Origin of the sequence: Methanosarcina baikalica, assembly GCF_031461075.1 — an archaeon.
In the GTDB taxonomy this organism is placed as follows: domain Archaea; phylum Halobacteriota; class Methanosarcinia; order Methanosarcinales; family Methanosarcinaceae; genus Methanosarcina; species Methanosarcina baikalica.
Window position 1 is genome coordinate 1 of sequence record NZ_JAVKPK010000087.1, and the last position, 12,612, is coordinate 12,612.

At 40.2% G+C, this 12,612-nt stretch carries 15 protein-coding genes and 1 tRNA gene; 2 read left to right on the top strand and 14 right to left on the bottom strand.

The genetic code is table 11. The features are described 5' to 3' along the window. Positions 1-30: 30 nt before the first annotated feature. The 5 genes from RG963_RS14965 to RG963_RS14985 all read right to left on the bottom strand — a co-directional run bounded on the left by RG963_RS14965 (position 31) and on the right by RG963_RS14985 (position 1,977). The gene (locus tag RG963_RS14965) at positions 31-459 is read right to left on the bottom strand and encodes a polymer-forming cytoskeletal protein (protein WP_310577083.1); all 429 of its coding nucleotides are present in this window, start codon (positions 457-459) and stop codon (positions 31-33) included. 506 nt (positions 460-965) lie between these two features. Then, positions 966-1,172, bottom strand: a complete 207-nt coding sequence (locus RG963_RS14970; RefSeq protein ID WP_310577084.1) for a TRAM domain-containing protein — start codon at positions 1,170-1,172, stop codon at positions 966-968. Positions 1,173-1,236: 64 nt separating this feature from the next. After that, complete coding sequence (locus RG963_RS14975) at positions 1,237-1,443, bottom strand: TRAM domain-containing protein (RefSeq protein WP_011306043.1); 207 nt, start codon at positions 1,441-1,443, stop codon at positions 1,237-1,239. 60 nt (positions 1,444-1,503) lie between these two features. After that, positions 1,504-1,710, bottom strand: coding sequence for a TRAM domain-containing protein (locus RG963_RS14980; protein WP_310577085.1), 207 nt, complete (start codon positions 1,708-1,710; stop codon positions 1,504-1,506). Positions 1,711-1,770: 60 nt separating this feature from the next. Further along, the gene (locus RG963_RS14985) at positions 1,771-1,977 is read right to left on the bottom strand and encodes a TRAM domain-containing protein (RefSeq protein WP_310577086.1); all 207 of its coding nucleotides are present in this window, start codon (positions 1,975-1,977) and stop codon (positions 1,771-1,773) included. A gap of 524 nt (positions 1,978-2,501) precedes the next feature. Between RG963_RS14985 and RG963_RS14990 the strand changes: the two genes are divergently transcribed. Both RG963_RS14990 and RG963_RS14995 read left to right on the top strand, forming a co-directional pair. Then, positions 2,502-2,575 (top strand) — tRNA-Lys (locus RG963_RS14990). Positions 2,576-2,720: 145 nt separating this feature from the next. Then, positions 2,721-2,891, top strand: a complete 171-nt coding sequence (locus RG963_RS14995; RefSeq protein WP_310577087.1) for a ribbon-helix-helix domain-containing protein — start codon at positions 2,721-2,723, stop codon at positions 2,889-2,891. A 230-nt stretch (positions 2,892-3,121) separates the two neighbouring features. Here RG963_RS14995 and RG963_RS15000 read toward each other — a convergent pair whose 3' ends face one another. From RG963_RS15000 to prf1, 9 genes are all read right to left on the bottom strand, one after another. After that, entirely contained in the window at positions 3,122-4,156 is a 1,035-nt protein-coding gene (locus RG963_RS15000) for a methionine synthase (RefSeq protein ID WP_310577088.1), read from the bottom strand. 131 nt (positions 4,157-4,287) lie between these two features. Continuing rightward, positions 4,288-5,334 carry a methionine synthase gene (locus RG963_RS15005; protein WP_310577089.1) on the bottom strand — a complete coding sequence of 349 codons (1,047 nt, stop codon included), beginning with the start codon at positions 5,332-5,334 and terminating at the stop codon, positions 4,288-4,290. Positions 5,335-5,774: 440 nt separating this feature from the next. Next, positions 5,775-5,843, bottom strand: coding sequence for a hypothetical protein (locus tag RG963_RS15010; RefSeq protein ID WP_310577096.1), 69 nt, complete (start codon positions 5,841-5,843; stop codon positions 5,775-5,777). 314 nt (positions 5,844-6,157) lie between these two features. Beyond that, complete coding sequence (locus RG963_RS15015) at positions 6,158-6,865, bottom strand: hypothetical protein (protein ID WP_310577090.1); 708 nt, start codon at positions 6,863-6,865, stop codon at positions 6,158-6,160. Between the two features lie 94 nt (positions 6,866-6,959). Further along, a complete protein-coding gene (locus RG963_RS15020) occupies positions 6,960-7,673 on the bottom strand; it encodes a hypothetical protein (protein WP_310577091.1) in 714 nt (237 codons plus the stop codon). Then, positions 7,670-7,930 carry a hypothetical protein gene (locus RG963_RS15025; protein ID WP_310577092.1) on the bottom strand — a complete coding sequence of 87 codons (261 nt, stop codon included), beginning with the start codon at positions 7,928-7,930 and terminating at the stop codon, positions 7,670-7,672. The genes RG963_RS15020 and RG963_RS15025 overlap by 4 nt, the downstream gene beginning before the upstream one ends. Next, complete coding sequence (locus tag RG963_RS15030) at positions 7,896-8,306, bottom strand: hypothetical protein (protein ID WP_310577093.1); 411 nt, start codon at positions 8,304-8,306, stop codon at positions 7,896-7,898. Before RG963_RS15030 ends, RG963_RS15025 begins: the two co-directional genes overlap by 35 nt. 346 nt (positions 8,307-8,652) lie before the next feature. Then, positions 8,653-10,362: an arginine--tRNA ligase gene (gene argS, locus RG963_RS15035; protein ID WP_310577094.1), complete on the bottom strand. Its 1,710-nt coding sequence runs from the start codon at positions 10,360-10,362 to the stop codon at positions 8,653-8,655. A gap of 240 nt (positions 10,363-10,602) precedes the next feature. Continuing rightward, on the bottom strand, positions 10,603-11,850 hold the full coding sequence (gene prf1 / locus RG963_RS15040) for a peptide chain release factor aRF-1 (protein WP_310577095.1): 1,248 nt from the start codon (positions 11,848-11,850) through the stop codon (positions 10,603-10,605). Positions 11,851-12,612 lie beyond the last annotated feature (762 nt).

Consider the following 12,612-nt stretch of genomic DNA (forward strand, 5'->3'; position numbering starts at 1 on the left):
AGAAGTTGAAAGCTCGTTAGAGAGATACGATTATTCTTCGGCCCGGATAATCACTTTCGTTAACGGCTCTACTTTCCTGACAATAACTTTTCCCACAAGTTCAAGAGTACCGTCTGCTTTTACAGAACCAATAACACACCCCGGCCTGACCCGGATATCCCCCTGACAGGCTGCAGTGTTTATTTTAGCTCTATCAAGAAGGACAAGTTCAGAAACCGTTTCTATATTTCCCAGAATTTTAGTCCCTGCGCATACAAGGGCACCTCTGGCTTTTACGTTGCCCTGAACTACCGAACCTTTTCCAAGTTCAAGCTTGCCAGTCACTGTGAGATCTTTCCAGAACTTCACTTCCTGCCCGACAATTAAATTGCCGTTCAGAATAAGGTTCTCCTCAAGAAAAGCTCTTTTTTCGATCACGTAAGTATTGGACCTGGGATGGTACTTGATAAAACGGATCATTCGAAATCACTTTGGGATACTTTCCCCGGTTATCACTGTAGAACAAATGTTTTATCTGCAAAGCATTTGCAAAAATTTTGCCAATTGAGTTTTCACAATATGATTGAATACCTATTATATAATAGCATCGAATGTTCACTATCAGATGCCTGAAACTGAGATATCAACCCGGATATTCGGAGATTTATAAATCTTACACGATAAAATAAGTTTAATTAAAAAAATTGTCGTGCAACAAATATATGTTACCTAAAATAAGCATTCTTAATCCTCAGTTTACGTACTGATGTTGGAGGAGCCTAAATAAATTAGCAGCTCAGATTAAAAAAAAGTCAGTCACTAAATACAAATAAAACTGGAGTAGATCAAGAAAAGGTCAAAGAAAAAGAACTTCGGCAATGAGAAATTCAGAAGTTAACTAACGTATGTGAATGAAAAAGAGACTGAAGAATTATATATAGATATGATTTCTCAGTCTCACTCTTTTTTCGTTTGAAATAGCCTGCTTATTCAACGAGGCTGGCAAAACCATACTTGGGAAGTACCCTTTCGATCTTAATCCGAACCTCATCGCCAACTTTGGTGCCCGGGACAAAGACCACAAAACCCTCTATACGGGCGATGCCGTCTCCCTGGCGAGCGAGATCCTGGATTGTTACATCGTAGACTTCGCCTTCTTCAACAGGAACAGGGCTACTTTCATCTCTGAACATTAAAATCATTCCTTAAATGTACTTATTTAAATTTAATGTAATTATTTGATTTCCTTAACTGCATTTACTCAACAACGCTTGCAAATGCAAATTTGGGAAGTACTCTTTCGACCTTAATCCGGACTTCATCGCCAACTTTGGTGCCCGGGACAAAGACCACAAAACCTTCAATACGTGCAATGCCGTCTCCCTGACGAGCAATATCCTGAATTGTTACATCGTAGACTTCGCCCTCTTCGACAGGGACTGAGCGACTTTCTTCTCTAAACATGAAAAACCATTCCTTTAATTTACTTACTTAAATTTAATTATTTGATTTCCTTAACTGCATTTACTCGACAACGCTTGCAAATGCAAATTTGGGAAGTACTCTTTCGACCTTAATCTGGACTTCATCGCCAACTTTGGTGCCCGGGACAAAGATTACAAAACCTTCAATACGTGCAATGCCGTCTCCCTGACGAGCAATATCCTGAATTGTTACATCGTAGACTTCGCCCTCTTCGACAGGGACTGAGCGACTTTCTTCTCTAAACATGAAAAACCATTCCTTTAATTTACTTACTTAAATTTAATTATTTGATTTCCTTAACTGCATTTACTCGACAACGCTTGCAAATGCAAATTTGGGAAGTACTCTTTCGACCTTAATCTGGACTTCATCGCCAACACTAGTATTCGGGACAAAGACTACGAAACCTTCGATACGGGCGATGCCGTCTCCCTGGCGAGCAATATCCTGAATAGTTACATCGTAAGTTTCGCCCTCTTCAACGGGCACAGAATTACTTTCATCTCTAAACATCAGATTCATTCCTTTATTAACTTCTATTAATCAGCTTAAGAGAGCTCCATCGACAGAAAAGAGTAAAAACAGTACTTAACAAGCCAAACTTGAGAATCCAAATTCAGGAAGTACACATTCTACTTGATTAACTGATCCCCAATAGAGCTTCGGATAAGTCAATTAATTGGTCATACTCATATTCGCTTGTATATAACGCTTTGCTTTAAATTCTCCAAAAAAGAAAAATAATAAAGTTCGGAAAATATCCGATGCCTGAATTCCAGACTTCTGATTTCTCATTTTGAAGATACAAAAACAATAGTAATTCATGTAAAAAATAAAATTACTCTGAATAAAATAATTTTTTATATTAAGGATAAGGTTTTATTAGGAGTAACTTTCCCTAAGAAGACCGAAACAAATCCTTATAAAATTCAGATTCAAGTTCGGAAAGATTCGGAGGGCGTATACTCATGCCGAAACCTATAAATAATTAAAGATCCATTGTGAGAGTCGTTCATTCAATGAGAATAACAATGCGTGGGCCCGTAGCTTAGTCAGGCAGAGCGATGGACTCTTAATCCATAGGCCGGGGGTTCAAATCCCTTCGGGCCCGCTATCTATTTTTCAAAATTTTTAAATTTTAAAGAATCTATTTTTCATCAAGCTTTTTCTCAACGAGATAAAAATAGCATCTTTGAAAAAAAATTAGTGATTAAAAGGCTCAATATATCTAAAATATCTAAATGGGTGCAACTTTAATGCCAAAAGTAAGTGTTGAAATCCCTCAAGAGCTTCTGGATGACCTCAACAAGCATGTGGGAGATAACAAGAAATTTGTCAATCAATCCGATGCTATCCGAACTGCTATTCGCAAGATGCTGGACATGATGGATGATATTGACAGAAGGCACGGAAGACTTGAGAAATGATCAGAAATTCTGAAATTAAAAACCAATTATAAAATCTATTGTAAAACAGTTATAAAAGTCAATTACATAAATCACCCCTTTATTTCCACTGTGCTTTGATATCTATCGACTATTTTTCAAAGAATTCTATGTTCCTGCTTAGCTTCTACTGGAGAGATAAATGAAGCCTGACCTTTCAAGCTATTGACTTGCTGATGCAGGTTTTACAAAAAACGAATTAAAATTTAGGGTCAGAGAGATTCCCTGAAATCCCTGATACCCTGAGCTACGTTGGAGAGCAGAATGAAAGCTATTCTCTGGTTAGGCCAGGCACCCAGCCCACAGTCAGGACCCACGTACTTAATCAGGTTGCCGAAACGCCTGTAAGCAAGCTTAAGCCTTTTTGTTATAATAGCCGGGGTTTCGAGTTCGGTAACAATTTCCGGAAGATACTGCTGATCTTTCCAGATGTTAGTACAGTACCTTTCGTTAAGGACTCCTGCCAGGCTGAAGATATCAGTTCTTGCAATCCCAAGCCTCAGGAAAGAATCCGTGTTTTCCAACATTTTTTTGTCGATCAGCTCCAGGTAGGAGGGAGTACCTGCTGATTCTACTCCTATAACGTTAATTGTAGGAGTCTCGCAGGCAAAATTATAGTAGAGAGGAGAATGGAGATGGATCTCTACATCAGCGCCCCATTTACTGGCCGCTTTTGAGGCATCGGTAAGGGCAGAAATAATATCATTTTCATCAAAGGCAAGCTCAGGATTCAGTCCTATGCTTGGCTCATCAATAGAAACTGTTGCAATCTTGAAATGCTTTGCAGATCTCATTGAGTTTCTGACAAAATTGTTTACACTTTTTGCAAAAAGAGAATAGATGTCCGTGTACCGTGTACCTCCAAACTCCTTCAGGTAAAGTTCGGTTGGGCCGGTTACGCAGATTCGGACTTTCAGAGTCTCTCCGAAATGTTCCTTATAGGCTTTTGCAACCTTCTCTATAGCTTCAAGCTCTTCGATCCTGGCGCACTCAAGTTTAACCTCAAATGGACTGTCACAGCAGTTAGAATCCCGGATAACCTTCAGAAACTGCTCATTCATGTCCTGGTACTGGGGATAAGTGGGAGCCTCCACACCTGCATCTATTTTCTGCTGGAAGGCATCATTGATTACCGTAAAGAGTTTCTCATCTTCTGCTCTCGTTTTAAAGGCGTTTCGGACCCACTCCTTACTAACTCCTTCAGGCAGGGGGTAACTTCCGATATCGTCAAAGATGATTTCATCCATATCCTCTTAGTAGACCTGTGAGAATTTAGCATTATTGGAAAGACAGAAAAAAATTACAAAAAATAGAAACGAAAGAATCGGGAAAATCTAATCTTTAAGAAGAAAGATATTTACTCAGCTATTTAGTTAAATTAAGTTTCCTGATCTTTCTTTTTTGCATTAAATTCATTGATGCCTTTTGCCGTATTTTCAAGAAGTTTGAAAGCAAGATCCTGGTCCGGCCAGAAAGCCAGCCCACAATCCGGACCTGCATACTTTATCCGGTTCCCGAGAATAGAATAAGCCGTTTCAAGCCTTTTTTTCACGACACCTGGAGTTTCGAGGTCAGTAACGATTTTCTGCATATACTCCTTTTCTTTCCAGGCATTAACTCCATAGGTTTCATTAATAATACCTATGAGACTGGAAATATCGGTCCTCGATACCCCAAGCCTGATGTAAGTATTCGAGTCCTCCAGCACTTTTTTTTCCAGGATGTCTATGTAGGAGGGAGTCGCCGCATATTCAAAGCCTATGACATTGATAGGAGTCTCACAAACAAGCTTATACTTCAATGGGGAATGTAAATGAATTTCCACATCTGCTCCCTGTTTTCGAGCATAAGTGGAGGCAACGGTAAGAGCAGAGACAATGTCAGGATCAGAAAAAGGGATCCTATCGTTAATTCCGAGGCTAGGTTCGTCTAGAGCCACAATTCTTATTTCGAAATTTTTCGCGGTTTTAAATGCCTGTTTTATAAAATTTTCGATGTCCAGCGCAAGGATATGGTATGCATCCACATAAGCCGTTGTCCCGAAGGCTTTAAGGTACAGGTCTGTAGGACCTGCAACACAAACCCTCACTCCCAGAGTCTCACCGGTCTCTTCTCTATACTGCTTTGCAACCTCATCAATTATTTCCAGCTCAAGGATCTTTGCATTTTCTTCTTTTAGCACATACGGTTCATAACAGTTCTTTTCATCTTTGACAATATCCAGGAATTGACCTATCATATCTCTAAACTGGGGATAAGTGGGAACATGAACTCCCAGCTCGATTTTCCTCCGAAAAGCTTCTCTTATCATGGAAAAGAGTTTCTCATCTTCATCCCGGTTTTCAGCCGCAGCCTTTACCCATTCCCTCGTGAGACCTTCAGGTGTGGGAAGGCTGCCTCCATCGATAAAAGTGATGTTTTGCATACCTGTTATGTAAGACAGTATCAAGTATTATAATTATTGGAATTAATTTGAATAAAAAACCATATTCACGTATAATTGACAAAAACAAAAAACAAAAATATCCGAATCGATCAGAATTAACAAAAAGAATGAAGATTCTTAAGTATAGCTGACAAAATTAGGGAAATGGGAACCGGACTTATTTTTCTTTAGTTTCAAAATCTTCGTCTTCCAATTAGAGTTCTTTTCGGAACCGAGATTCCTCTTTCTCCAATACTTTCATAACAGCAGAAACAGGGACAATTAACCCATCGACCATTACAAATTTATCCAAAGGATTCTACTTTTGCATCCTTTATGTGGAGAATTCCTCATCGAAATACCTCATTTTGAATATATCTCAAATTATCTTTGCTTTCTAGGAGATTGTGCTCTGGCTTGTCCCAAAATAATCACAGAGATCAATAACTTACGTAAGACTCAAAACCTTTATCAAAAAGAAATTTGATCTGCCCAAATGTATAAACCACTGCAACCGCCCAAATCTTCAGCCTGCCGGAAAGAAAAAGGTACCTGCCTTTTCCGGCTCATTTTATCGATCAGCTTTCAGCACAGCATTTTATAATCTTCATCAAGATAGGGGCCTGCAAAACCATCTGTCATATCAATTAGAGCGTTTTTCTTCTGCTTTACAGGTTCGTTATTGCTCATAGTTCATCCTCTGAGGATATAATTATAGAATTTATACTTTATAGTTTTTCAAAACCCAATGAAAAAATCCAGTTCTCATCGAATTCCATAGACGGTATAGTAAGGTTTAAAAAGACTTTTCAACCAGATATCATTACGGATACATGTTCCCGCTTTCCAGAATCCTCCAGACCTTTCCCGTTTTTGCAACCCAGAGAGAAGTGGTCCATCCTACCTTGCATTTTGAACTAATCTCCTCGGGAAGAATAACAGGCCCGATGCACTTCCCGGATTCCAGGTAGTCTTCGAGCCAGAGTTTTCCAGGCTCAATTTTTACGATCTTGAAATATGCATCAAGGTTGCTGGTATACTGGGATTCAACCGGGTGTCTCTCAACATAATCAAAGATCAGGTCGGTCAATTCCCCAACTGCCGGAAGGTCAGCTTTAAGCTCTTTTACGTTTTTGGCCGCTTCTCCATATTCTGTATCCGACATGTAACCTTTTTCATGCAGCCACTTCACCAGTTTATACATTACTCTGCCTGTGGTTTCCATAAGGGTCCTGCTGCCTGCAACCTTTCTGACCATGAAATCAGCAAGAAAATCAGAGATTTCCGAAGAACTCAGGTGCTCAGGGCCAAAAATTTCCCAGAACTGCTTGTTTTCAGAAGCTTCAAGTTTCTCATATCTTTTAGTCTCAGCCCTATTCAAATGCTGATGCCCGAAGTTATTGAGATACATCCTGAAAAAAGATATTGCTTCTTCGTACCCCAAATAGGTTTTAGAGCTAAGGCGAACTTGCTGCTCGGTAAGAAATTCCTCTAAAATTTCATGAATAGACTTACTGATTGTGATTTTCATTCCATCGACCTTCCATCAACCTTTTCTGCGATCTTCCTTTTCGTCCAAAAATCCCCAGAAAAATATTCGATAACTCCAGAAAGTGCCGAGCTTTTCAATAAGGACAACGGGAAGAAATCCTTTCTATATACATTATCTGCCAAGAGTCCCCCATTTTTACTATTCCGCAATTAAGGTACCAGCCCACTTTTGCCAGCGAGCTTACATCTTCCGAAACCTTAACAGGTCCGATTTCTCTGTAAGGGTCCAGGTAATCCTCTACCCATAATTTTCCTGGCTCAATCCTCCTTATCTCGAAATCTCCCTCTTTCCACTCTGGACTTTCTTCAGCCGGATGCGCGTCCACATAATCGCAGAGCGCACTGCCAAATTTCTGGACCTGAGAAGCGGCCTTTTTCCCTTTTTTTCTTATATTTCCTATAACATCAACAAGTTCACTATAATGCTCGGGATCGAGGTACTCTTTTTCATAAGCCCAGGGCAGAAATTTACAGAAAAATCGTCTTGAAGTTTCAACGAAAGTTGCACTCCCTCCAACATCATTAATCAGATAATCTTCAAGGAGATATTCAATATCTGAAGGCGCAATATACTCAAGGTCAAAAATCTGGCAGTATTCTTTATGCTCGTTCTTCTGTTTCTCTTTATAGAGCTCCTGATCCTCTTCATACAGGTCATCAAAAGCACAAACATCCAGATATTCCTCAAAAAGTGAGATTAAATTTTCATAGTCATTATAAGTCCTAGGACTCAGGCCTCTTTTCTGCTCCTTTAAAAATTCCAGAAAAGCTTCGTTTATCGTCTTCATGGCATCTCCATAGAAGAATCACTCTTCTGATTTTTTAGAATTTTGCATGGTTTTTGAGAAGTTCTGGTCCACATATCTCCACCAGAAGAAAAAACCTCTAAAGGTTTGCTGAAGAAACTGAGAAATACAGAAAAAAGGGAAAGAAGGAAACTGCCTAAAAAACCGAATTCTCCAGTTTTCATTCCAGCAAAGATCTCCTCAATACCTTTTCTAATACATTTTCTAATACCTTTTCTTATATTTCCTGAGGACTTCACTGTTTACTTCAAGAAATTTCTCGTCAATGTAACCTTTTTTCTGAGTCCATTCAAAGAATTTATCAAGGACTTTAGCAGCTGTGCCTGTGAACTTTTTGCCTCCTCCAACTTCAACCACATAGTCATCAAGGAAATCCTTAATTCCTGATGCGGTAAGGTACTCAGGGCCAAAAATGTCACAATAATTCTTATTGTCGTGTTCGTGCCGGACAGTGTAAAGGTCTCTGTCCTCCTCCGAAAGAAAATCCTCGGCACTGAATTCCAGGAATTCTTCGTAAAGAAGAATTACATCTTCAAAATCCAGGAAAGTTTCAGGTTTCAAACAGGTTTCCTGTTCATTCAAAAATTTCTGAAAAGCTTCATTTATAGTGATCATAATATCTCTGCAGCAGTACTTGTAAAGTACTATCATTTTTGCTGTAAAAGATTTTATATTTATCTCAAAGACATTCTATACAGAAATAGATGGGTGTTTTTAACTGCCAGGATCTCAAGCAGATATAAAAGGCATTTAAACGGCAAATCGCATCTGAACGATAAATTAAAAAAGTAAAATAGGGAAAAATAAGAAAGGAAGAATAGATAATACCTTTATTTAGGATTTTCTTTTTCGTCTTCTTTTTATCTTCCTTTTTCTTTGTCTTTTTCTTCTTCTTTTAGTCTTCCTTTTTCTTCTTTCCCATATCAATTATTTTCTATCTTTTATCTCTAGCTTTTTTTTGTTACATAGCTTCAGGAGCTGCGATTCCCAGAGTATCAAGAGAGTTTGCAAGCACGATCCTTGCACAGTCCACAAGAGCCAGCCTTGCAGCCCTGACCTTTTCATCCTCGGCAGCAATAACAGGGACAAAACGATAGAACTGGTTAAAAGCGTCTGCTAGTTCGCGGGCATAGATTGCAAGCACATGGGGCTTTAGTTCGCGGGCTCCAAGGTCGATTATGCTGTCAAACATTGCCATCTTCTTGATCAGATAGATTTCACTATCCTCGACAAGGAGAGAAGGATCGATTTCCATGGAGGAATCCCAGGCTGCTTCCTCTTTTGCTTTTTCGAGGATACTGCAGGCGCGGGCGTGGGAGTACTGAATATATGGAGCACCCTGCTTTTCAAAGTCCAGAGCTTCTTTCCAGTTGAAAACAGTGGATTTTTCAGGAGAGACCCTGACTATATCATACCTCACAGCACCTATTCCGACCATTTCCGCAACCTGCTTCTTGAACTCGTAAGAAGTTTCAGGACGACGGGTTTCAACCTGTTCGAGAGCAGCTTCAGTAACCTTATCAAAAAGGTCGTCTGCACTTATGAACTGGCCGCGACGGGTGCTCATAGAGCCTTCAGGAAGGGAAACGAATTCGAAAATAACGACTTCGGGTTCCTTGACCCCTATTACGTTCAATGTAGCCCTGAGCTGGCCGGAAATCAGCTTGTGGTCAGCTCCGAAAACATCGATTATGCGGTCTGCCTGTCCGGCTTTCCATTCGTGGTAGGCAAGGTCTCTTGTGGTATAAAGAGAGGTTCCGTTTGAGCGCTGGATAACAAGGGTCTTCTCAAACCCATAATCCGAAAGGTCTACTACAAGGGCTCCTTTGTCCTTTTTTGTCCTCCCCGTCGCCTTGATCCGCTCGACAATATCGTGCACTGCGCCGGATTTAAGAAAACGGGATTCATTGACAAACTTATCGTGAACTACGTTCAAGCGAAGAAGAGTCTCCTTAACTCCGGAAATAGCTAGGGAAACTGCCTTATCAAAACTATCAATAGTCCTGACATCCCCGGCTTCTACCTTTTCCATAAGGGTATCAATTTCCTTTATGTATTCCGGATTTTTGTCCAGCTCAACATTGGCTTTGATATACACATCAGCAATGGCTGCATCGGATTTTCTGGAAAGGTCAAGCTCGAAGCGTTCGCATGCCCAGGAAACTACCGCAATCTGGCGGCCCATATCATTTACATAGTACTGCACCTCTACATCGTACCCTGCTCGCCTGAGAATGCGGGCAAGAGTGTCCCCAATAATGGAATTGCGAATGTGCCCTACATGCAGAGGACCATTAGGGTTTGCTGAGGTGTGCTCAAGGAGAATTTTATCCTTGGGGGCTCCACACCCGAATTTCTCTTTCTTTTCCAGAACTGCAGCAACTGTCCCGTCCAGATAGTGCCTGCTTGCTCGGAAGTTAATGTAAGGGCCAGAGACACTTACTTCTCCGATATACGATCCGTCCGGAATTTCAAGTGCAGAAACAATGCAGGACGCAAGTTCTTTCGGATTTTGTTTGTGAAGGCTGGCAAGTTTGAAGGCAGCTCTGCTCGCAAGATCAGCATGAGAAGAGGTTTCGAAATAAAGTTCGGAATCCTCAATCTCAAACCCGACCTTTCGGATAGCGTCTTTTAAGATTGATGTAGCCTGAGCTTTGAGTTCAAGGAACAAGATAAACCACCTGTAAAAATTATGAAAAATAATGTGATAACTTTAATTTACTAATTTCTGATCCACTGATCTAATGACAGTTTAATTAAAAAAGTATTGGGTAAAAAAGTGTTGGGTAAAAAATATTGGGTAAAAAATATTGGGTAAAAAATATTGGGTAAAAAATATTGGGTAAAAAATATTGGGTAAAAAATATTGGGTAAAAAATATTGGATAAGGGATCTGGCCTCCTGGGGGAGATCAGATTCCGGTATTGTACCTCAGGATTGCAGCGATGCCTCCAAAGGCATTCATTAGCTGAGAACCTTCGTCAAAGTCCGTAGACACAAAAACAACCTTTGCGTTACTCTTATCAGCAAGCGCTGAGAACTCGTCCACGATATCGGTAACATCCGTAACATCAAGGGAAGAACCACACTTCGGGCAGTTCCCGGCTGTGGGAGCTGCTTCTCCTGGCTTCCAGCGCCGCGTCCATTTATTATCGTATCCGCAAACACTGCATTTCGTGGTCACCCTTTCAGCCCGCAAATCTTCTGAGAGCAAAAGCGTTTCCACGGCATTGATTTCAAGGTTTGCTCGGACCTGAGTTTCCCCATAGGCTACCTTGCCTGAATCAGAAATCAATTCTTTGAAAAAGGCCTTGACAGCATTCTTCTGGCCCATAAGTTCGAGATCCTGGAGCTTTTCACTGGCAGCATTGACCAGTTCGGACAGGCCAGATTCGTCTGTATACGCTATATCAAAAAGCCCGAGGATTTTCTTCAGGAGTTCATGGTGCATAAACTCCCCGGCATAGAACTCTTCTTTTGTCGGAGAAGGCCCACCTATCAGGATACCTTTGAGATCTTTAGGTTCGACAGAAAGGAAAATATCACTTGCAGCATCTCCTATCCTCTTGTAGAAATCATGGATTGCGATGAGCCTGAGCTGCTGGAAACGGTGAGCGCTCTGACCACCTTTTCTCTGTTTTCCAGGAACTGTTGAAGTCAGGTTACGGAAAGCTTGGATCCGCTTTCCTACCAGAAGCCCTACTGTGGCTTCCCTGCGGTCAAGAACCAGAAGCCCAAAGGTACCTTTGTCCTTGAGCATATCCTCAAGAGGTTCCAGGTAGAAAGAGGAATCACAATGGTACTTGTAAACGGTAATAGGTTCAGGAGGGATAATTACCTCACTTTCCATGCTCGTTTTGTTGGCTCCGATATCCACAGCCCCTGTAAAATATACGATTCCATTTTCAGGAACTTTGTCCAGGTATCGAAGTCTTGAGAGCAGAGATTCAACGGCTCCCTGTACGTTCGTCCTGGTAAGCTTGGACTTAATGTTTGCAGCCTGTCCATGCTCATCTTTCAGCTGGTTTGTGACGTCGAAAATCTGCTTGTCAGGAGGGATGTAAATGGTAATAAGCTCAGTACTTCTTCCCTTCTTATCCCTGAGGCCTTCAAGCTTCTTTTTAAATTCGTATTTTTCATGTGCGGATTGTTCAGTCATTTCAAAAATTCCCCGATGAAGAAAGTAATGTGATAAGATTCTGGTATTTGCAGTAAATTTGATATTAAGTCTGTCATTAAATTTGATACAGGCATGTTTAAAGTGAAACTGGCAAATTTAAGGCGAATTAATTTGAACTCTCAACTCTGTCATGGAATTATCAATTAATAAGATATTGAGCTTTCCTGAGATTATCGAATTTAATTCTAGATCATTAATTCGAACCCCTACCAATTTGAGATCTCTATATAATATATCAATTTGAGATTTGATTTGAGATTATCCGTCTTTGAGATTATCCGTGTGCAATCATAATAAATTTAGTTATTCAGTTTACAATTCATATATCTTTTTTGTTAATTTAACAAAGGGTAAACGTAGGATTTGAGAAGGACAAATCACACAGCGAGTTCCTGTCTCAACCGAAATATGAATATAAAAACCGCTCAGAACACGACAAACCTTAGAGTAAGAATACGCCTGGCCATAAAAGCCGATATCCCGGATCCCGGTAAAGAACCAGCTTATGCTGCGTAAACCTGCCCTTTTCGTGTTCTGTTGATCGCACTAGATGTGAGACATAATTTTACTCAAACTATGTTTAATTAGTTTAAAATTGGATTAACCCTGACCGGATCATATCCTAATTGAAACTTGAGTTTATATTTGTTTCTATCTACTAACTCATTTTATATATTCATAGGTATATAAAAACATTCTTGCATATTGCTGTAATTTGATTTTTGCTTAACAAATAATTTC